At 46.3% G+C, this 21,293-nt stretch carries 21 protein-coding genes and 3 riboswitches; of the genes, 9 read left to right on the top strand and 12 right to left on the bottom strand.

Going from position 1 to position 21,293, the window contains the following annotated elements; genetic code table 11:
• Positions 1-1,836: a DNA ligase D gene (locus AC1RRX_RS05655; protein WP_144463990.1), complete on the top strand. Its 1,836-nt coding sequence runs from the start codon at positions 1-3 to the stop codon at positions 1,834-1,836.
• Between the two features lie 9 nt (positions 1,837-1,845).
• Here the strand turns inward: AC1RRX_RS05655 and AC1RRX_RS05650 are convergent, their stop codons facing one another.
• The 4 genes from AC1RRX_RS05650 to AC1RRX_RS05635 form a co-directional block, all read right to left on the bottom strand.
• On the bottom strand, positions 1,846-2,400 hold the full coding sequence (locus AC1RRX_RS05650) for a YkoP family protein (protein WP_015417328.1): 555 nt from the start codon (positions 2,398-2,400) through the stop codon (positions 1,846-1,848).
• A 179-nt stretch (positions 2,401-2,579) separates the two neighbouring features.
• Entirely contained in the window at positions 2,580-3,044 is a 465-nt protein-coding gene (locus AC1RRX_RS05645) for a MarR family winged helix-turn-helix transcriptional regulator (RefSeq protein ID WP_007610911.1), read from the bottom strand.
• Positions 3,045-3,185: 141 nt separating this feature from the next.
• Positions 3,186-3,368 (bottom strand): Fur-regulated basic protein FbpA, encoded by a 183-nt coding sequence (gene fbpA / locus AC1RRX_RS05640; RefSeq protein ID WP_144463991.1) that lies wholly within the window; start codon positions 3,366-3,368, stop codon positions 3,186-3,188.
• Positions 3,369-3,456: 88 nt separating this feature from the next.
• Entirely contained in the window at positions 3,457-3,612 is a 156-nt protein-coding gene (locus tag AC1RRX_RS05635) for a hypothetical protein (RefSeq protein ID WP_003154733.1), read from the bottom strand.
• A gap of 193 nt (positions 3,613-3,805) precedes the next feature.
• Here AC1RRX_RS05635 and AC1RRX_RS05630 point away from each other — a divergent pair, with 193 nt between their 5' ends.
• Positions 3,806-4,138, top strand: coding sequence for a MerR family transcriptional regulator (locus AC1RRX_RS05630; RefSeq protein WP_003154734.1), 333 nt, complete (start codon positions 3,806-3,808; stop codon positions 4,136-4,138).
• 35 nt (positions 4,139-4,173) lie between these two features.
• Here AC1RRX_RS05630 and mgtE read toward each other — a convergent pair whose 3' ends face one another.
• The 3 genes from mgtE to AC1RRX_RS05615 form a co-directional block, all read right to left on the bottom strand.
• Entirely contained in the window at positions 4,174-5,529 is a 1,356-nt protein-coding gene (mgtE, locus tag AC1RRX_RS05625) for a magnesium transporter (RefSeq protein ID WP_007407216.1), read from the bottom strand.
• A gap of 234 nt (positions 5,530-5,763) precedes the next feature.
• A riboswitch (M-box (ykoK) riboswitch) is annotated at positions 5,764-5,929 on the bottom strand.
• Positions 5,930-6,035: 106 nt separating this feature from the next.
• Positions 6,036-6,173: a transcriptional regulator SplA domain-containing protein gene (locus AC1RRX_RS05620; RefSeq protein ID WP_003154740.1), complete on the bottom strand. Its 138-nt coding sequence runs from the start codon at positions 6,171-6,173 to the stop codon at positions 6,036-6,038.
• Between the two features lie 88 nt (positions 6,174-6,261).
• Positions 6,262-7,524, bottom strand: a complete 1,263-nt coding sequence (locus AC1RRX_RS05615) for a glycoside hydrolase family 18 protein (protein WP_007407217.1) — start codon at positions 7,522-7,524, stop codon at positions 6,262-6,264.
• Between the two features lie 148 nt (positions 7,525-7,672).
• Positions 7,673-7,786: riboswitch (TPP riboswitch) on the top strand.
• A gap of 182 nt (positions 7,787-7,968) precedes the next feature.
• Here AC1RRX_RS05615 and AC1RRX_RS05610 point away from each other — a divergent pair.
• The 3 genes from AC1RRX_RS05610 to thiX are packed head-to-tail and all read left to right on the top strand — an operon-like array spanning position 7,969 to position 10,928.
• On the top strand, positions 7,969-8,568 hold the full coding sequence (locus tag AC1RRX_RS05610) for an ECF transporter S component (RefSeq protein ID WP_007407218.1): 600 nt from the start codon (positions 7,969-7,971) through the stop codon (positions 8,566-8,568).
• Positions 8,555-10,192 carry an ABC transporter ATP-binding protein gene (locus tag AC1RRX_RS05605; protein ID WP_144463992.1) on the top strand — a complete coding sequence of 546 codons (1,638 nt, stop codon included), beginning with the start codon at positions 8,555-8,557 and terminating at the stop codon, positions 10,190-10,192. Before AC1RRX_RS05610 ends, AC1RRX_RS05605 begins: the two co-directional genes overlap by 14 nt.
• Entirely contained in the window at positions 10,167-10,928 is a 762-nt protein-coding gene (gene thiX / locus AC1RRX_RS05600; protein WP_136803335.1) for an HMP/thiamine ABC transporter permease ThiX, read from the top strand. Before AC1RRX_RS05605 ends, thiX begins: the two co-directional genes overlap by 26 nt.
• A 45-nt stretch (positions 10,929-10,973) precedes the next feature.
• Here the strand turns inward: thiX and AC1RRX_RS05595 are convergent, their stop codons facing one another.
• Entirely contained in the window at positions 10,974-11,807 is an 834-nt protein-coding gene (locus AC1RRX_RS05595; protein WP_007407221.1) for an STAS domain-containing protein, read from the bottom strand.
• 219 nt (positions 11,808-12,026) lie between these two features.
• On the opposite strand from AC1RRX_RS05595, the gene AC1RRX_RS05590 reads away from it, so the two are divergent.
• Both AC1RRX_RS05590 and metE read left to right on the top strand, forming a co-directional pair.
• The gene (locus AC1RRX_RS05590) at positions 12,027-12,986 is read left to right on the top strand and encodes a S8 family peptidase (protein ID WP_007407222.1); all 960 of its coding nucleotides are present in this window, start codon (positions 12,027-12,029) and stop codon (positions 12,984-12,986) included.
• Between the two features lie 139 nt (positions 12,987-13,125).
• Positions 13,126-13,280, top strand: a riboswitch (SAM riboswitch).
• 83 nt (positions 13,281-13,363) lie between these two features.
• The gene (metE, locus tag AC1RRX_RS05585) at positions 13,364-15,652 is read left to right on the top strand and encodes a 5-methyltetrahydropteroyltriglutamate--homocysteine S-methyltransferase (protein WP_144463993.1); all 2,289 of its coding nucleotides are present in this window, start codon (positions 13,364-13,366) and stop codon (positions 15,650-15,652) included.
• Positions 15,653-15,700: 48 nt separating this feature from the next.
• Here metE and yeiL read toward each other — a convergent pair whose 3' ends face one another.
• A complete protein-coding gene (gene yeiL, locus AC1RRX_RS05580) occupies positions 15,701-16,372 on the bottom strand; it encodes a transcriptional regulator YeiL (protein ID WP_042635136.1) in 672 nt (223 codons plus the stop codon).
• 81 nt (positions 16,373-16,453) lie between these two features.
• On the opposite strand from yeiL, the gene AC1RRX_RS05575 reads away from it, so the two are divergent.
• The gene (locus AC1RRX_RS05575; RefSeq protein ID WP_144463994.1) at positions 16,454-17,638 is read left to right on the top strand and encodes an MFS transporter; all 1,185 of its coding nucleotides are present in this window, start codon (positions 16,454-16,456) and stop codon (positions 17,636-17,638) included.
• A 271-nt stretch (positions 17,639-17,909) separates the two neighbouring features.
• Positions 17,910-19,001, top strand: a complete 1,092-nt coding sequence (locus AC1RRX_RS05570) for a BclA C-terminal domain-containing protein (protein WP_144463995.1) — start codon at positions 17,910-17,912, stop codon at positions 18,999-19,001.
• A 20-nt stretch (positions 19,002-19,021) separates the two neighbouring features.
• Here AC1RRX_RS05570 and AC1RRX_RS05565 read toward each other — a convergent pair whose 3' ends face one another.
• The 3 genes from AC1RRX_RS05565 to AC1RRX_RS05555 are packed head-to-tail and all read right to left on the bottom strand — an operon-like array spanning position 19,022 to position 21,220.
• Complete coding sequence (locus AC1RRX_RS05565; protein ID WP_144463996.1) at positions 19,022-20,149, bottom strand: glycosyltransferase; 1,128 nt, start codon at positions 20,147-20,149, stop codon at positions 19,022-19,024.
• 4 nt (positions 20,150-20,153) lie between these two features.
• Positions 20,154-20,615, bottom strand: a complete 462-nt coding sequence (locus tag AC1RRX_RS05560) for a hypothetical protein (RefSeq protein WP_080129844.1) — start codon at positions 20,613-20,615, stop codon at positions 20,154-20,156.
• Positions 20,616-20,635: 20 nt separating this feature from the next.
• Complete coding sequence (locus AC1RRX_RS05555; protein WP_032871298.1) at positions 20,636-21,220, bottom strand: alpha-helical endospore appendage domain-containing protein; 585 nt, start codon at positions 21,218-21,220, stop codon at positions 20,636-20,638.
• Between the last annotated feature and the right edge of the window lie 73 nt (positions 21,221-21,293).

Here is a 21,293-nt window from a genome sequence, read left to right as displayed (position 1 = left end):
ATGGTGCTGACGATGCAGCCGATTTTGACCTCTGTACCGCCTGAAGGCAGTGAGTGGCGCTATGAGGTAAAGTATGACGGATTCCGCTGTCTTCTCCGCATAGACGAAAGCGGCGTTACATTAACCAGCAGAAACGGACAGACGCTGACGAATCAATTTCCGGAAATCACGGCTTTTGCGGCTCGGTGTTTTCAGCACATGAAAGACAGGTTCCCCATTACGCTTGACGGAGAGCTTGTCTATTTAATCAATCCGTACAGAGCGGACTTTGAGCATCTTCAAATCCGCGGACGTTTAAAACGGACGGAAGCAATTGAAAGCACCGCTGATAGACGGCCGTGCCGCTTTCTGGCATTTGATCTCCTCGTTCTGGAAGGCGCGGGCACCGTTTCATTACCGTATGTGAAACGGAAGCGCGCCCTTTCCAAACTGTTTAAAGAAGCAAATCTTCCCGCCTGCCCTCATCACTTAGCGGAAGAAGCGATTCAATACATTCCGGAACACACTGACTTTGATGCGCTTTGGGAGAAGGTCGTCCGCCATGACGGAGAAGGTATCGTAGCAAAAAGGGCTTCCAGCGGCTGGGCGGAAAATAAACGGTCTCCCGACTGGCAAAAGTATAAACATATGAAAACGGCACATGTGCTATTAACCGGGTTTAATCCGAAAAACGGGTATGTAACGGCCTCTGTTTTAAAAGACGGCATCGCCGTCCCGATCGCGTCCGTTTCCCACGGCATGCAGGCGGAAGAAAAAAACGCCGTCAGAACCATTATGGAGACCCACGGAAAAAAACAAAAAAGCGGCGAGTATACACTTGAGCCTTCTATCTGCATGACCGTGCAGTATTTAACCATATTGCAGGACACGCTGCGTGAAGTATCTTTTGTGTCTTTTCAGTTTGAAATGGATTGGACGGAATGCACGTATCAACAGCTTATCCTTCACTCTAAAACGCTGCCGCCGAAGCTGCAGTTCACAAGTCTGGATAAGATTGTTTTTAAAAAACGTGAAAAAACGAAAGCAGATTTCCTTAGTTATATGGTGAAAATGAGCGATTTTCTGATGCCCTTTCTTAAAGATCGGGCCGTCACGGTGATCCGTTATCCGCACGGCGCGCCTGGCGAATCTTTTTTTCAAAAAAACAAACCGGACTACACGCCGGACTTTGTCTCAAGCGTGTTTGACGGGAGCCACGAGCACATCGTATGCAGCAGCATACCGTCACTTTTATGGCTGGCTAATCAGCTGGCGCTTGAATTTCACGTTCCGTTTCAGACAGTGCATTCTGAAAGGCCCGCAGAGATTGTCATTGATCTTGATCCTCCGTCAAGGAATGATTTTCCTATGGCAGTGGAGGCTGCGCATGTGCTGAAACAGCTGTTTGACTCATTCAGCATTACGTCATTCCCGAAGCTCTCCGGAAATAAAGGCATTCAGCTCTACATCCCGCTTTCACCGGAAGCATTCACCTATGAAGAAACCCGTGCGTTCACAATGCTCATCGCCGATTATTGCGTCAGGACGCGGCCGGATCTTTTTACGACAGAGCGGTTTATCAAAAACCGAAACGGCAGACTCTACCTAGATTATTTGCAGCATGCCGAAGGGAAAACCATTATCGCCCCCTATTCGACCCGGGGCAACGAATTGGGAACGGTTGCGGCTCCCCTTTATTGGAGCGAAGTCAACTCCTCTTTAACACCTGATGATTATACGATCGATACAGTAGTGAACCGCGTCAGGACAGAGGGAGATCCGTTTTATGATTTTTACCGGAACCCGCAGGACGGCCCGCTTTCAATCGTGCTTGAGCAAATCAAGAGAAAGAGCTGACGCTTTTTGTCAGCTCTTTTCAGTCTGATACGTGCACATCAATTTTTCTTTGGAAATAAATAAATAGCAGGAGTAAGGAATGTTTTTGAGGGTGAGCTGTTTTGCAGTAAAGTATAAAATCGGAATATGGGCCGCTTTCTTAAACAGCCTGTAGCAGCCGCTGGACGGTTTTATCACATCAAAACCGAGTCTCGCAGCTCCTTTATGAAGCATTGTAATGCCGACGACTCCCTTAATCTCGTCTTTCCGTTTATGCTGGTTAATATAATCCGCTAAATGAGGCATGGATTGATATACCTTCTGATATAGCATAATCCCCCTTCTGACCGCGCTTTCAATAGGCTGCAGCTCTTTCAGGAGTTTGACATTATGAAGATGAATCTTAACTAACACGTCGTTTTTTTTAATTCTGGTTCCGTCGCTCAGGATGACATCTTTTCCTTTATATCTAGTCAAACGGACGCGGAATACATTCGATTGCCGTTTATCAATCAGCGTCAGCCGGGTAAAGAAGAAATAAAGCGGATCAAGTAAGTACCATATAGACAGCAGACAGCTTCTCACATGTTCACCTTCTTTATAATCAAAGCACCCTCATATTTTGGCATGGGGCGTGTCACATTATGATTGGTAAATAATGATGCCGACCTGTATCAGCTTATGCAAAAACCGCTTCAGGCTCTACTGTCCGGAACAGAAAAAAAACACTCTTCGTGAAGAAGAGTGTTTGTATCCGCTTTCTTTTAACGGAAAAGCAAATGCTGGCTGTGAATTCCTGCTTTTTTCAGTAAGGCTATCAGCTGTTCCTGTTCCTCAGGCATAAGTCCTGAAAACGCTCTCGCAATTCTCAATGAATGAATCGGATAAATTTTATCCAAATACTCGTTTCCTTTATCAGTTAAATGGGCGTAAACAGACCGTTTGTCCTTAGGGTCTTGTTCTCTGACCAAAAACCCGTTTCTTTCAAGCTTGTCGATGACATAGGTGACATTCCCGCTGACAAGCAAAAGACGCGACCCGATTTGCTGAAGCTTTTGCGGTCCTCTCGTATAGAGCAGCTCCAAAACGGCAAATTCAGTCGGATTAAAACCGTGTTCTTTACTGTCGCGGATGCTGTGTTCAGACACACTCTTGAAAGCCCTTGCAAAAACTTTGTACAAATTCATCGAACGCATCACTTCTTCTTCGTTAAATGATAATCTCATCATATCTACCCCGTATTTAAGATTTTTATAAAAAAATAATGTAAACCCTTACAATTCATAAGAGTCGTTCTTTGTTTATATTCTATTCGTGCCGTTTTTCAGAATTCCTTCTTTTTTATATAAAAAAATACCCTTATACATCATTTAATTTGTATAAGGGTTCCGTTCTTTATAGGGAATGTTCCGAAAAAAATACGCGTATTCCTTTCTCAGCTCCGTAATTGTCATGGAATTGAGTATTTCTTTCGTATAGACTCCGATCTGCAGAAGCTTTTTGGAATAATGGTTTCTCTCTTTGTCCAATGCATTTTGAAGCAAAAGACTCATAGCGGCCTCCTTTGTTTTCCGTTATTCTATGATCAGAATAACGCTTTTATATCAAAGACGTATAAAGCCATTGTAAAACTTCTGTAGATTATGATGTTTTTCGGTAAAGTCCGTTCTGGACGGCTCTGAGCAGCGGAAAAGCGTGTTCCCCGGCAAGCTGCATGAACGCCTCCAGCATTTCATCGCGTTTCATATCTAATTCAATGATTTCTTTTGCCAGCGAAACCGCTTTTTCTTTCTCCATTCCTATCCTTCCTCCTCATTGTGTCTGTACAGTAAGCATAAAACGGGGCACAGAACCATGCATTAACCTTGTCAATTTTTCTGCCGCTTTTTTTCTAAAATTTTCTATTCCGCGTCAGAAAACCTGACAAGCGTCAGGTTTTTTCTCTTTTTTTCTTATATAATATGAGTAAAAGACATCCAGGGGTGGAAAAATGACGACAGACGAACAATCTTACAAAGATAAAAAAGTAATCTCGATCGGCATTGTAAGCGAATTAACCGGATTGTCAGTCAGACAGATCAGATACTATGAAGAACGGAAATTAATCTATCCGCAGCGTTCATCACGGGGAACGAGAAAGTATTCCTTCGCGGACGTTGAGCGGCTGATGGATATTGCCAACAAGCGGGAAGACGGCGTGCAGACGGCTGAAATTTTAAAAGACATGCGAAAAAAAGAACAGGCTCTCAAAAACGACCCGCAGCTCCGCAAAAAAATGCTGGAAGGACAGCTTAATGCTCATTTTAAGTATAAAAACCGCTGATCAAAAAAGTCCGCCTCCTGTGAGACGGACTTTTTTTATAAAGCATGAAGAAATGCAGTTGCAATGCCGAAATAAATTAATAAGGACAAAATATCGTTCAGCGTCGTAATCAGCGGTCCTGATGCAATCGCCGGGTCAATGTTCAGTTTATGAAGAATAATAGGGACGATCGTTCCGGCCATCGTACCGATAATCAACGTTGCAAGCAGCGATGAACCGACGACAAAACCGAGCGTTAAGTCTTTCTGCCAGACGGTTGCGACAATCGTAATCGCGATCGCACAGACGATGCCGATGTAGATACCGGTTCTTAATTCACGGAAAATCAGTTTAAAGATGGTTTTTTTATTCATTTCTTCTTTAGCCAGTCCTCTGATGACGACGGCGAGTGACTGTGTGCCTGTATTACCCGTCGTTCCCGCGATCATCGGCATGAAAAACGCGAGGGCGACTACTTTTTGCAATGTATCTTCAAAATAATTCAGAATGCTTCCGGAAATCAATCCGATAAACAAAAGCAGAATGAGCCACGGCAAACGGCGGTACGCCGCAACGTACGCTTTCGTATCAAATGTAATCGCCTTACCGGAGGCTGCGAATTTTTCGTAATCTTCATCGGCTTCTTTAATCACGACGTCAATAATATCATCGACAGTGACAATACCGACAAGCACATGATTTTCTTCCACGATCGGAATGGCTAAAAAGTCATACCGCTGGATCAGCCTGGCGACTTCTTCCTGGTCTTGGAGCACCCCGGCCGAGATGACACGTGTAAACATGAGATCCTGCACTTTATCGTCAGGCTCGCCGAGAATTAAATCTCTGTATGAGAGCACTCCGACAAGCTGCTTGCTGTCATTAATCACGTACAAATAATTTATTGATTCTGCGATTTCTGCAAAGCTTTTCAGCTTCACGACCGCATCTTTTACTGTATAATGCTGCGGAATCCAGACGAAGCGGTTCGTCATCATCCGTCCCGCCGATTCTTGCGGATAGTTCATCAAAAGCTGCACGGCCTTTGATTCCTCAGCCTCCATGCTGGATAAAAGCTGTTCTTTCAGTTCTTCATCCATCTCTTCCAGCAATGCGGCGAGATCGTCGTTATCCATTTTATTCATTGCGAGAGTGGCTTTCGTTTTACCGACTTTATGCAAAACGGCAAGCTGAAATTCCCGCTCCAGCTCTCCGATCATGTCGGTGATGTCATCAACCGTCATATATGACAGATAACGGGCCCGGTGCTTTTCCGGCATTTCTTTAAACAAAAATGCCATGTCATAGGGCTGAAGCTCATCTATCATGTTTCGGAATTCTTTTATTTTTCCGTCCCGCAATAAAATGATAATGCGTAATATGAGTTCGTCATAGGTCATGTTTTGGACCATCGGGACTCGTACCTCCTTTACGGAGACGCGCCGTCCGTCAAGGGAAGTGCGGCGGTTTGTCTCCTCATCATGTCGTCACTGGTTATCTGGCTGTATATGGGTACTTCTTCTGACATACTCGAATGGGGAGAATCCATACTCCGCACCTCCTTATCATGCTCAGTCGTGTACGTTTTGAGGCATAAAAAAAACCTTCTGATATGAAGGCGAAAACAAGCACGGCAAATAAACGTGCGGGGCCTCCAATCGTAGAGCTTTAGCACTGTATGGCATAGGACAGCCATCCAGCTGCGTTAAGAATCACCTTATGTCGATGATTCCTGTTGACCCATTGGCGTCTTTGGACATTTTTGGGCAGCAGCGTATCTCCATACAGGAGCCTCACCTAACGAAGTTCTTATTTGAATTGACACACTGAGATTACAGAAAAAAAAGGAATGTGTCAACCTTAAATTTGTGATTTCAGCACATACCTATAAAATAAACGGAATAAAGGCATAAAGCCCTTATTCCGGCAAATCGCTTTCATCCTCTTCTGAAAGGAAATGATAGGATTCATGCAGCATGAGCGCGTACTCCCCTTCTTTTGTCGGATGCGGTACATACTCAGCCTCGTTGATATACTGCTCTTCCCTTTTCTTCATATGACAGACCTCCTGTTCAATTTTAGATTGTCCAAAAGAAGACCCGTTATCATAGGAAAAAAAATTACTTGCGTAGCGGGACATGCAGCTATATTTTTCGGATCGTGAAAAAGTTCCTAAGCAGCCACGGGCCCGGTTTGAAACCGAGCGTTAATTGCCACGCGCCGATCGCCTGCAGTCCGAACTCCCGGACGAGAACCATTTTTTCACTCATGCTCCGCACATCCTCAAACCACACTTCATGCGTTCTTCCATTTTCATCAGTATACCGGAAGTAAGGGGAACGCTCCTGCTGGGAATAACGGATCACTGATTGGTGCTTCATGGCCGTTTCCATGGCGCGCTGATTGGAGATGGCGGATCCGATCGTTCCGGGACGGTACGGAATCACCCAATCATACCCGTATAGCGGAACACCGAGAATCACTTTTCTTCTCGGCACCCTGCTGATGGCAAAATTGATCGTTTGCCTGACCTCTGTCAAAGGCGCCACGGGTCCCGGCTCACTGCCGGCGTGGTGCCAGTCGTACGCCATAATGAACATATAATCGACCACGGCTCCGATTCCGCCGTAATCATATCCCCTCAGCCACGGCACTGCATCACTTGTTTTCGCCGGAACCGATATCGTTAACGCGAGCTGATGCTCTGAAAGCCGGGTTTTTAACTGCCGGAGAAATCCTGTGAAGAGGTCCCTGTCAGCTTCTCTGACCCGTTCAAAATCAATATTTACACCGCCGTATCCCTTTCTTACGGTTAAGGAGACGATATTGTTGACGAGATTCGTTCTTGCCGTCGGATTTTGCAGCACTTGATGGGCTAATTCCGGACTGAATCCCCCTTCTGTCAGATTCGTAATGACGGCAAGCGGACGCACTCTGTTCTGCCATGTGGTTTCTATTGCGGTTCTGTCGTTTAAATCGTTAATGATATCTCCATTCGGGCCAAAATGATATTCAAACAAAGAAATCGCCGAAGAATACGGCGCAAAATCATTAATTAGCTCTCTATCCGCTTCAGGCGTCCGAATGACATAAAATTGCAGGGTTCCCGCAAGATAGTTAGAGATATCAGGAATCTTCACTTTCATACCCGCCCGCAGCCGGTTCGGCGGAATATCCGGGTTTGCCTGCATCAGCTGCATCTGCGGCACATAAGCCTTACCTGCGATAACGGCATACGTATCATTCGGCTGAACCGTATATTCATTAAGAGGGATTAAAAGCGCCTGCCCCGGAACGATATTCGTTTCCTCAAGCCCGTTGACGCTTCTGATGCTGTCAACAGGGTATCCGTACTTTCTGCTGATGGAAAATAACGAGTCACCAGACTGCACTGTATGAACAAACATAGATGTCCTCCGTTTCCTTTTGATCAAAAGGGCTCTACTTATCTTTATGAATGATCATCCGGTCCGATTCCAAACTCTGTTTGAAGAAAGGCTGTTTACAAATCAGACATGATCAACTATGATGATGTCATCATAAAAAACTGTATAGGAAACGCACTAGGGGTGCTGTTATCGGCTGAGATAAAACATGCGGCAGGCATGTTTTGATCCCTTATAACCCGATCTGGATAATACCAGCGTGGGGAAGTGCAGATTGACCGGAGCGCAGGGTTTTTCCCCATGCGTTTTCGTTCTGCTGCTGCATATTCCCTCGGATATGCAGTTTTTTATTTTTCATTAAAAAACGGGGGAGGACACCGCAATATGAAACTTACGATCAATCGTCTTTCGTAAAATCAACTCTTTCATACAAACAACTATCCGATAAGAAAGCAGGAGATCACAATGAAAAATTGGAAAATGAGAGAAATTGTCGTCATGTCCGTCATCAGTGTTGTATTTGCTGTCATTTATTTAGTATCAACTCATGCAAGCAATATAGCGGCAGGGTTTTTCGGCCGGATGAGCTATGAACCGATTTACGGTATCTGGTTTATCGTCTCGGTAATTGCCGCGTACATTATTCAAAAACCGGGAGCGGCTCTCGTTTCTGAAATCATCGCCGCTTTTGTGGAGTGCTTACTCGGAAATCCGTCAGGACCGATGGTGATTCTGATCGGGATCGCACAGGGAATCGGTGCGGAAGCGGTCTTTTTTGCGACACGCTGGCGGGTGTATACCCTGCCCGTGCTTCTTTTATCCGGTATGGGGTCTTCTGTGACGAGCTTCATTTATGACTTGTTCGTTTCCGGATACTCTGTTTTGAATCCGGGTTTATTAGCCGTCATGCTTCTCATCCGTCTGATCTCAGGTGCGCTTCTTGCCGGCCTTCTCGGCAAAGCAATCAGTGATGCGCTGGCTTACACAGGGGTGCTGAACGGCATGGCGCTCGGAAAACAATTCAAGAAGAAAAAGAAACAGGTGAACCAAGATGCAGGCATCTGAGCCCCTTCTATCGGCCGGCCGTCTTACCTTTTCTTATGATCAGGATGAAAAGCCGATTCTTCAAAACGTGTCCTTTCAGCTCCGGAAAGGAGAGCGGGCTTTATTGCTCGGGCCGAGCGGATGCGGCAAAAGCTCGCTCGCTCTCTGTTTAAACGGTCTGTACCCGGAAGCATGCGATGGGGTTCAATCGGGAACCGTTTCTTTATACGGAACACCTCTTTCACATCTGACAGAACCCGCCGCCAGATCCATCGGCGTCGTGTTTCAAGATCCGGACCAGCAGTTTTGCATGCTGACGGTTGAAGATGAAATCGCCTTCGGCCTGGAAAATTTGCAATATACAAAAGAAGATATGGACGCAATCATCGATGACGTTTTGGCAAAATTAGAGATCACTCATTTGAAAACGCGAACGATCGCTTCGCTGTCAGGCGGTTCAAAACAAAAAGTGGCGCTTGCCTGTATCATTGCGATGGAACCGGAACTCATTATTTTGGACGAACCGACGGCACAGCTTGATCCATATTCCGCACGTGAATTGGCGCGGCTGATCAAAGATCTTCAAGCAAAAAAAGGCTTCGGCCTTCTCGTTATCGAACATCAGCTTGATCATTGGGCGCCGTGGATGGACAGGACGATTGTTCTTGACGAAACGGGTCAGAAGGTGATGGACGGAGAGACGGACGTTATCTTTGAAACAAAGATTGAAGAGCTGATGCAGCTCGGCATTCCGATTCCGCGTGTGATCTCATTGCAGGAGCACGTCAGCATTCCTTTTACATTGTGTAAAGAAAAGCTGTTTCAAGAATCTGTACCGTCTCTGCCCGAACCCCGGCCCGCCGCGCTTTCGGCAGAAGACGCGCTGAGCGTTCACGAGCTGTCATTCTCAAGAGGGACAGACGTCATTTTTCAGGATGTGAGCTTTTCCGTAAAAAAAGGTTCAATCACCGCGATTGCCGGCCCTAACGGAACAGGAAAATCCACGCTCCTTTCTGCCGCGGCCAAGCTCATCCGTCCGCTGGGCGGAGACATCAAAATAGACGGCAGACCGATTGATTCCTATTCTGAAAAAGAGCTGCGGCGGCTGATCGGATATGTTTTCCAAAATCCTGAACACCAATTTGTCACAGATTCCGCCATTCAAGAGCTGATGTTCGGTTTTGAAAGCAGCAGAGCCGCAAAGGAGAAAGCTCTTCAGCTGTTAACCCGATTCGGCCTGAGACGCCATGCCTCACAGCATCCGTTTTCTTTAAGCCAAGGACAAAAACGCCGGCTCAGCGTCGCAACGATGCTTATGCACAATGTGAACGTTTTGATGCTTGATGAACCGACTTTCGGACAGGATGCCAAAACGGCGCGGGAGTGTATGCAAATGCTCCGTGAGATTCAAAAGGAAGGAACGGCTGTTTTGATGGTGACACACGATATGGAACTCGTCTCAGATTATGCCGACACGATCCTTGTGCTCTGCGGCACGAAACTGGTATTCCGGGGAACTCCCGACGCTTTATTTTCTGATAACACCGGGATCGCCGAGCAGGCGCATTTGGCTTTACCGCTGCGGTATGAATGGATGAAACACGACAGGAGGCGGAGAAATGAACTTGCGGCTGGAGGCTGTTAACCCGTCAATAAAGGCGGCGGCTGTATTGTTATGCGTCATTATGCTGTCGTTTATTTATAATCCGTACACCCCTGCTTTGTTTTATATCATCATTGCGGGAGGCGTCCTCTCGGCGGGGCGTGTGCCGCTGAAAAAATGGCTGCTGTTCACGATTCCGTTTGTCATTCTGGCCTTCGGTTCTTTATGGACAGCCGCCGTATTCGGAAACGTCCCGACAACCGGAAGCAACCTGCTGTTTAAGCTCGGGCCGATTGCCGTCAACATTGATAACGCGGCGCTCGGGATTTCTATCGCGTTTCGTATTTTATGTTTTTCCGCTTTGTCGATGATGTTTCTTTTCACAACCGATCCGATTCTGTTCATGCTCAGTCTGATTCAGCAGTGTAAGCTGCCGCCCAAGCTTGCATACGGCGTTATCGCGGGGTTCCGGTTTCTCCCTCTTCTGAAAGATGAAATCCTGATCATCCGGCAGGCGCACAGAATCAGGGGCGCGGGGTCTGATTCCGGGCTGAAAGGAAAGCTCTCCGCCTTCAGGCGCTTCACCATTCCGCTATTGGCAGGCGCAATCAGAAAGGCGGAACGCACGGCGATCGCGATGGAATCTAAAGGCTTTACGGGGAGCCGAAACCGCACGTTTTACAGAACTGTTACCGTGCGCCGCGCCGACTGGTGCTTTTTCCTGCTCGTGCTTCTGTTATTCGGCGCAAGCTGGCTCATTTCATTGTTGTTTGTATAAAAACAGGCCGCCGGAGTGATTCGGCAGCCTGTTTTGTTATGTATGTTATTGATGATAATTGAGAGCCTGAGCGAGATTGGACTTGATCGTAATATCTGAGAAATTAATGCCGAGCTGTACGGCGGTTTGAGCGATTTCCGGCCTGATTCCGGATAAAGTGGACGTGACGCCGATCAATTTCAGCGCCTCAACTAATTTAAAAATCTGATGCGCCACCATCGTATCGACAACCACTACACCCGACAGGTCAATTAACAGATGTTCAATCAGCCGTTTTGCACATGTGCTCAGCGTATTTTCAAGAATGAATTTGGCGCGCTCCGTGTCAATATCGCCGACAAGCGGCAGCAGCGCCGTCCGTTTGCTCAGCGTGATAACCGGCGAGCTTAACTCCAAAATCATTTCTCTTTGCGCATTCAGCTGCATTTTTGAGTTATGCTCGGCATGATCGACAAACGTGTAAATCGTAAAATCAAATACTTGTACAATTAAATTCTCCCATTTCTTCCTTTCTCCCTGTGCAAACGAAGATTCATGTTTATCGGCAAACGCATCATAATAACTGATGTATAGTCTCCGGTTTCTCATGAATTCACGGACCACATACTGTACGGGAGTATCCAGATGCTTCTGGTCTTTCGCAAGCTCAATCACCCACTGCTCGAACTCTTCTAAAAATTCTTTTTTCGGCATGATATACATTTTATTAATATGCCGGTAAAATTCTTTATCCTGCTCCGTCAGTTCTTCTGTGATGACGGGATTTGTCAAAGAATAAATCGAATTCGGATCCGAATCTTCCATCGTTTCGATCCACTCTTTCGCAATTTGATCCACTTGTTCTGAAAAATAGTTGTATAATGCTTCACTTATCTTCATATCTCTTCTCCTTTCCCATTTCCAATTATACCGTCAGCGGATCATGAATGAAAATAAAAGCTGTTAAACTATCCATTTATTTGAAATTTTTTAGTGCGATAGATTACGCCTTTTTTATGAAAATGCTTCAAATGACTCTTTCCGGCCGGCATGCTCTGCCATAAAATAGTAGCAACACCCTTGTATCCACTCGCAAGCATAAAAAAGGAGGGCTTTTTTATGAATGGTGAAATGCATTTGATTCCTTATGTCACGGATGAACAGATCATGGAGGTGAACGAGCTTCCAGAGGGGATTAAAGTGATTAAGGCGCCAGAGTTGTGGGCAAAAGGGTTTAAAGGCAAGGATATTAAAATCGCGGTGCTTGACACAGGCTGCGACATCAATCATCCTGATTTGAAAGACCGGATTGTCGGCGGGAAAAACTTCACCGATGATGACGGAGGCAAAGAAGACGCGATTTCCGATTATAACGGACACGGGACACACGTTTCCGGAACGATTGCCGCCAATGATTCAAACGGCGGAATTTCGGGTGTCGCGCCGGAAGCAAGCCTTTTAATCGTTAAAGTTCTCGGCGGTCAAAACGGCAGCGGCAAATACGAATGGATCATTAACGGCATCAACTACGCCGTTGAACAAAAGGCCGATATTATTTCCATGTCACTCGGCGGGCCAAGCGATGTGCCTGAATTGAAAGAAGCCGTCACAAATGCGGTAAAAAGCGGTGTTCTGGTCGTTTGCGCGGCAGGAAACGAAGGCGACGGAGACGAACGTACAGAGGAACTGTCGTATCCAGCCGCTTACAACGAGGTGATCGCAGTCGGATCAGTCTCAATCGCCCGTAAATCGTCTGAATTTTCAAACGCCAATAAAGAGATTGACCTGGTGGCTCCGGGAGAAAATATTCTCTCCACCCTTCCCAACCATAAATACGGGAAACTGACGGGCACTTCAATGGCCGCCCCGCATGTGAGCGGAGCGCTTGCCTTAATAAAAGGGCTTGAACAGGACGCGTTTCAGCGGACGCTTTCTGAGGCTGAAGTCTACGCCCAGCTCGTGCGGCGGACCCTTCCTTTGGACATCGCCAAAACATTGGCCGGGAACGGATTCCTGTATTTAGACGCGCCTGAAGTGCTGATGGAAAGAGCCGAACAGGCACAGCTGCTGTCTTTCTGATATTTTTCTCATATAATGATTGATCAGCTTGTCACATCACCAATTTTTAAAATGTGAGATTTTCTATTGACAGTGATCTGAATAAACTGATAAGATAACCAACAAATGATGTAACTTTTCAAAAAAATTGAAATATTTTCTCTTATCGAGAGTTGGGCGAGGGATTGGCCTTTTGACCCCAACAGCAACCGACCGTAATTCCATTGTGAAATGGGGCGCGTGATTTTTGCGCCGAGACGACTGTCTCATAAGGCACGGTGCTAATTCCATCAGACGTGATCTGAGAGATAAGAGAGGCTTGCATTTTGAAGTTAAAGCCTCTTTCTCTCATGAGAAAGAGGCTTTTTTGTTACATCTCACTTAAAGGAGGAAACTTAATGACAACAATCAAAACTTCGAACCTCGGTTTTCCGAGAATCGGCTTGAACAGAGAATGGAAAAAAGCGCTTGAGGCTTATTGGAAAGGAAACACTGACAAAGAAACGTTTCTTAAAGAACTTGACGGTTTATTCTTATCAGCTGTCAAAACACAGCTTGACCAACATATCGATATCGTGCCGGTCTCTGATTTCACCCATTATGACCATGTGCTTGATACCGCCGTCAGCTTTAACTGGATTCCGGAAAGATTCCGCAGCATCACGGATCCCGTTGATACATACTTTGCGATTGCCCGCGGTGTAAAAGACGCCGTTTCCAGTGAAATGACGAAATGGTTTAATACCAACTACCATTACATCGTCCCTGAATATGACGAAAGCATTGAATTCCGTCTGACGAGAAACAAACAGCTTGACGACTACCGCCGGATCAAAGAAGAATTCGGAGCGGAAACAAAACCTGTCATCGTCGGTCCGTACACATTCGTCACACTTGCGAAAGGATACGAAGAATCAGAAGCGAAAGCGATTCAAAAACGCCTTGTTCCTCTTTATGTTCAGCTGCTGAAAGAACTTGAAGCTGAAGGCGTAAAATGGGTTCAGATCGATGAGCCGGCCCTTGTGACAGCTTCTTCTGAAGACGTCCGTGCCGCAAAAGAACTCTATGAAGCGATCACAAAAGAGCTTTCAGGACTGAATGTCCTTCTGCAGACATACTTCGATTCGGTTGATGCATATGAAGAACTCGTTTCTTATCCCGTACAGGGAATCGGGCTTGACTTCGTGCATGATAAAGGCAGAAACCTTGATCAGCTGAAAAAGCACGGCTTCCCGAAAGATAAAGTGCTGGCAGCCGGTGTGGTCGACGGCCGCAACATTTGGAAAATCGATGTTGAAGAACGCCTTGATGCAGCTCTGGATATCCTCAGCCACGCTGATGTTGAGGAGTTATGGATTCAGCCTTCAAGCAGCCTTCTGCACGTGCCGGTGGCGAAACACCCTGACGAGCATCTTGAAAAGGATTTGCTGAACGGCCTGTCATACGCTAAAGAAAAACTGGCGGAACTCGGCGTCTTAAAAGAAGGGCTTCTGTCCGGCAAAGCGGCCGTCAGTGAGCAGATCGAAGAATCAAAAACGGCACTTAAGGCTTTAAAAGCATTCGCAACAGGAGCGAACTCAGCTCAAAAAGAAGAGCTGAATCAGCTGACGGAAAAAGATTTCTCCCGGCCGGCAAGCTTTGAAGAACGATTGGCGCTGCAGAATGAATCACTCGGTCTTCCCCTTCTGCCGACGACGACAATCGGAAGCTTCCCTCAATCTGCAGAGGTGCGGAGCGCACGGCAAAAATGGCGGAAAAAAGATTGGACGGATGAACAGTACCAAGCCTTTATTAATGCGGAAACGAAGCGCTGGGTTGACATTCAGGAAGAAATCGGCTTAGACGTGCTCGTTCACGGAGAATTCGAGCGGACGGACATGGTCGAATACTTCGGTGAAAAACTGGCCGGATTCGCCTTTACGAAATATGCATGGGTGCAGTCTTACGGTTCACGCTGCGTACGTCCGCCTGTCATTTTCGGAGATGTCGAATTTATCGAACCGATGACGGTAAAAGATACGGTCTACGCCCAATCGCTGACGGAAAAACACATGAAAGGCATGCTGACGGGACCTGTCACCATCTTAAACTGGTCATTCCCGCGTGTGGATATTTCAAGAAAAGAAATCGCCTTCCAGATCGGGCTTGCCCTCAGAAAAGAAGTAAAAGCGCTTGAAGATGCCGGTATTCAGATTATCCAAGTGGATGAACCCGCGCTCCGCGAAGGACTGCCGTTAAAAACGCAGGATTGGGATGAATATTTAACTTGGGCCGCAGAAGCATTCCGGTTAACGACGTCTTCTGTGCAAAATGAGACGCAGATTCATACGCATATGTGTTACAGCAACTTTGAAGATATCGTAGATACGATCAATGATCTTGACGCGGATGTCATTACAATTGAACACAGCAGAAGCCACGGAGGATTTTTAGAATACTTGAAAGAACATCCTTACGTGAAAGGCCTCGGACTCGGTGTATACGACATTCACAGCCCGCGTGTGCCGGCAACTGAAGAAATCTATCAAATTATTGATGACGCGCTTGAAGTGTGTCCGACTGACCGCTTCTGGGTAAACCCGGACTGCGGACTGAAAACAAGACAGCAGGAAGAAACCGTTGCTGCATTAAAAAATATGGTCGACGCCGCGAAACAGGCACGAAAAAAACAAGCTCAGCTTGTATAATGAAAACAGCCATCCGTAACTTACGGGTGGCTGTTTTTTCTGGGCGTGCTACTTATTCTTCAGCGCCTTCGCAAGTTCACTTAGTGAATCATGCTGCTTAATTTGATAGCCCCGCCCTTCTTTTTGCAAATACCCTTTTTGGCAGAATTGCGTCAGCACATGCAAGAGATGACGGTAAGATACACCCAAATAATCACAGACCGTTACGTGCTTCTCTTTATAACCCCCTTTATAAGCCGTCTGCAAAATAAAATCGGCCAGCCGGTTTTCAAGCGGGAACGCCAGACTTTGTGAATATTTCGAAGCCATAAGCGTTGCCTTAGCACTTAAAAACTTAGCCAATTCACGCAGGAATTTCGCATCCTGCAGCAATTGCGCGCGGCAGCGGTAAATAGGCAGAGCAAAACAAACAGTCTTCGTTGAGGCTTGAATTCCTTTTGTGTAATACACTTCATGTAATAGTTCCATCTCTCCGATGTAATCATCTTTGTTGATAAAATTAATTAAAGAAACTTTCCCGTTTTGGTGGGTTACATATATTTTCGCTTTTCCTTCAAGCACGTAAAACAGGAAGTCAGGCCTCCTGCCCTCTTGAATAATCCATTCGTCCCGCTCATATTCGCGCACTTCCATAAACTCTTCAGCGGGGAAAGAGAATAAATGCGCGATTGAGTGTTTTTTTAACTGATGCCGCTTTTTCTCGCCTTTATAAATTTCCATCGTCCACCCCAAAAATATGAGATATCTCATATTGTCTTTATGTCTTTACATGATAACATGCCAATTAAAGGAGGAACGGGAATGAAAGCATATCGCTGGATGAGTCTGCATTTTTTTAGTTTTTTTATGACATGGGGTGTTTTTCTGCCCTATTGGACGGGATGGATGGTGCATATAAAAGGGGTTTCCGTATCCGAAGCCAGTTTCATTATGAGCCTGGGCTTGGCGGCAAGAGGGATTTCCACATTATTTTTCTTCCCTTATTTATCAGGAAAATTCAGCAGCAAAGCCTTATTAAACGGCGCCAGAACCGGGACGCTTCTCGCACTTTTATGTTATATTCCCGCTGATTCTTTTCAATGCCTGCTTCTTGTCACATTAGTGCTGCATGTGTTTTACCCTGCTTTAATGCCTGCTTTAGACAGCGCTTGCGGCGTCCTTGTACAGCATAACGAATTAAAGGCCTATGGGACAAGCCGACAGTGGGGGTCCGCGGGTTTTGTTTCAGCCGGCGTCATCCTGTCCGTCTTTACAGGTATATTCGGAGATCAAGCGATTTTATGGGCACTGCTTTTGGGCACCCTGATATTCGCATGCCTCAGCTTTATGCATGCGCCAGCTGTTCTTTCAAAACGGCCGGAAACAGACCGCGCAAGAAAAGAGGGCATGTTTGCCTTATTCCGCATCAAATATTTCGGTCTGGTGCTCGCAATCGTTATCTTACTGCAGGCGGCACACGCGTCTTATTACAATTACGGTTATCTCTTTTTGCAGGAAATCGATGCCCCCGCATATGCCATCGGAATCATTATCAACATCGCCGTTATCGCGGAGATTATCTTCTTTGCAATCGCTGACCGATACTTTCATCAATTTACGGCAGGCTCTTTGCTCGCCTTGGCGGCGCTTGGTGCTACCGTACGCTGGATACTCGTATTTGCCTTTCCTCATGTCATCATTTTCTGTATTGCGCAGACGCTGCATGCCTGTTCATTCGCGATGGGACACTATGCATTTATGAAATACTTAATTAAAAATATTTCACCCGCGCAAATCCCGAAAGCCCAAGGCATATATTCAGCGCTTGCTCTCAGCTGGAGCACTGCGGTATTTACTATTTTCGGAGGTTTTTTATATGAAATTGAACCCCGGTATGCCTTTATCGGAATGATTGTTTGTACGATCCCATCCATGCTTCTCGCCCTTTTATACAGAAAACTTGAAATGAAAAAGAGAGTTTTTGCAGGAAACGCACAAGATATATAGCCATCGCTTTATAGACGATCACATGTCCCGCTGTCATTTTGACCGATTTGCGAATGCTGTGCGATGTATTTTCTCTATATTTAAAGTATTTCCTTCATATATGATGAAATCAAAAACAGCGGTATAACCCGCTCAATTGGTTAATGAAGGGAATCCATTCAGAAACTTGGACAGAATCAGTGAATATACTGATACAGTACTGCTTACGCTCATTTCGGGGAACTTTGTTCGTAATAAAATGATTTTCAGCCAACTCATAAGGAGGGACATTGTGTCACAGCCTAATTTGCCCAATATCACCCCTGTCGTTACACTTTCCAGAGACGATACCATTAACCTTCTTCTTTCGTCAATTGCTATGGAAGAGCTGGGAATGGCACATATTCTGAATGCGGAAGGGGAAAAAATCCAATACGCGCTCGGAACGATTCCCGGATTAACAGGGCCCCCGTCAAGTCTTGCGGATATTCTTAACCTGAATGAGAGCGTCCGGGATACGCTTGACAGCTTAATGAAACAGGAGCTTCTTCTCGGTTCAAAATTGGACAGTATCTCAAATATCCCTACATTGGCGGGACCGACTGGTGCTACGGGGCCGACGGGACCAGCCGGCGGGCCCGCAGGACCTACGGGAGCAATCGGACCGACCGGACCGACGGGGGTCACCGGTACGGGTCTTCAAGGGATTGTCGCTTTTAATCCGCTGATTGCCCCTACTTATACACCCGGACAGGTTGTCTTGTATAACGGAAGCTCCTATGTCGTGAACGTAAACAGCCCGGCGGGAACCCCTGGAGCCTCAGCTGACTATACTCTTTTAGCTGCGGCGGGAATCACCGGCGCTACTGGAGTTACCGGACCGACCGGAATCACCGGCGTTACTGGCGACACCGGACCGACTGGAAGCACCGGCGCTACTGGCGGCACGGGACCGACCGGAAGCACCGGAACAAGTCTGACAGCAACTTCCGGCTATGCGAGCAATACGGGCGGCGGTGTTGTCGCAGTTATTGTCGGCGGCACGGCCATTTCCTTACCGAATGAACAAAACCTTTCGGCAGATATTACGGCTAATGCCGCAAATACCATATTTACCGTTGCTCCGGCAGGACGGTACTATATTTCCTACCATATTAATTTAACGGCCGGCTTGCTTGTAAGTTCGCGTATTTTAATCAACGGCACTCCTCCTGCAAGTTCGATTATCGCCCCGGTCGCGTCTTTGGCAAACTTTAATAACTCCTTTATTGTGACTTTGCCAGCAGGCAGCACCATCCAGCTTCAGCTGTTCGGATTATTGGGTGCGGCCACATTGCTTGGAGGAAGCGTCGGTGCAGCTTTAAACATTATTCGATTATCTTAATGGAACATGCAAAAAAAGGATCAGGCGTTTGTCCGCTGATCCTTTTTTAATTGAGACAGAAGTTCTTTCGCGGGTTTAAATTGAGGATTGAACTTCACGGATTTTTTGGCGTAAGCGATGGCCGTCATATCATGGTTTAATGCAGCATGGCATTTCGCCATATAATAAAAGGCTCTGAAATCGGCGGCACCTTTTAAAATGAAGTGATCAGCATTTTCTCCTTCAACCTGCGTTCCGTTTTCAAATGCTTTGATTGCCGCTCTGTACTTTTCCAAATGATATAATACAAGGCCTTTATAATAATGAAGATTGCTGTAATCAGGATATAGCTTGAGCACTTTTTCAATCCCTTGTTCGGCTTCTTCATACCGTTTGAGCTCAAGCAATATTGTATATTTCAAATAATACAGGAGAGACGGAGGCATTCGTTTTTCGCTTAAAAATTGAAAAATTGAGCCGTTGACAAGATGTAATGCTTTTTCATAGTCTTTGATTCTGTAGCATTCACTTGCCAAATGATAGACAAGCCACGGATCAGGATTTTCCTCTGAAAGCTCTTCATTTAAAATGCTGATATTCCGTTTATGTTTTTGCTTGATCTTTTCTTCCTGCTCCAAGTAGCCGTAGTGATGAATCACACATGGGAGCGTGAAAAAAGCATTGTTTTCTTCCTCATTGGAAGCCGAGATATTCTCGTGAATTCTGCCTTGATACAGAAGGCCTTTATGATTGCGGAACAGTCTCGGCTGCATGCTTTCAAACGCTTCGTTTTCATCGAGCTGCTTCCCCGTATAATTGATGATTTTCAAAAGGCCCCGGCTCGGTAATCCGTCATGAAGCAGCGAAGTTAAAAAACGGCCCGTCTCCTGATCGAGCTCTTCATCCGCGTCAAGCACTAAAATCCAATCTCCTTCGGCATGCTGCAGGGCGTAATTTCTGGCCTTTGCGAAATCATTCTCCCATTCGAAATCAAACACTCTTGCCTGAAAGCTTTTGCAGATATCTTTTGTATTATCTTGTGATCCGGTGTCTGCGATGACGATCTCATCAACGATGTCTTGTACACTTGATAAACAACGGGAGATGTATCTCTCCTCGTTTTTCACAATCATGCAAAGAGTCAGTTTACATTCAGCATTTCCGCTCATTTTCTCACCTTTCCCGATGTTGGAGTTGTTGATTGAACCAAGGCCGTTCAGGAGTGCCGTTCATCGTGATGATGACAGGCCGCACCCATCTGACGGCAGGTTCGGCAGTTTCCGTATTCCATTCCTGAAGCTGCCTGACAGCCCGCTTCGTAATCGGATGCGCCCGGAATTCGCGCGGGCTTTCAGAAATGAATTTTTTCGTTCGTTCCGTAACTGTCTTCATTTCAAGAAAGTGCCGCTCATACATCTGCTTCTGCTCTTCTTCCAAGCTGATCATTAAAAACAGACGGCCGCCTGTTTCCATCTGCCAGCGGCACAATGCGGAGAACAGCCTGATTTCTTCTTTGTAATTTGAACCCCTTCTTTTATCCACGGTCACAGATAATATATGTAACAGCGCCATCGTGAGACAATGCAAGGCTTCAAAAGATGCCTGTTTCGCTTTTGAGATGCTTGGATACGGCATATGCTTCACCCGTCTCTTTTTTATGAACGCTCCCCGCCTTTTTTCTTCCAACCGCAGTCCTCACAATCCCCGCACTCACAGCAGCCAATGCGGCCGTAAAACAGGCCGTCACACGGATCTTCCGGATCACTGGGATCGTCTGGATTCCACGGGTCATCAGGATCGCCCGGATCACTCGGATTGCTCGGGTCGTCCGGATTCCACGGGTCATCAGGATCGCCCGGATCACTCGGATTGCTCGGGTCGTCCGGATTCCACGGGTCATCAGGATCGCCCGGATTACTCGGATTGCTTGGGTCGTCCGGGTCCATACAGACTTCAGAATCCTGTAAGAAGATAATGTCCTCAAGCTTCGTCTGCAAAAGGAGTTGTGATTTCATGACGGTGCGCAGGAGCCGTTCAGTGCTTCTATTGATTGATGACAATTCCTCCAAGGAGGGATCACCGGAAGCGCCGAGAAACATTTGAATCCTTTCCGCTTCCGCCTGCAGAATATGGGATAGTCCGATTTCTTCCATAGCCACGGATGAAAGAAGGAGGTTCAGGGTCTCACATCTGGAGAGTGTAATGTCGGGGGTGATGTTCGGTATGTTTGGAAGAGACATCGATTTCTCCCTCTTTTCTCTTGGTGTCATTATGCAAAAGTGCTATATCGTATTCTTATTCCGGGAGAGAAGA

Source organism: Bacillus sp. GW821-FHT11D08 (assembly GCF_058808515.1).
This window is presented reverse-complemented; position numbering and strand designations above follow the sequence as displayed.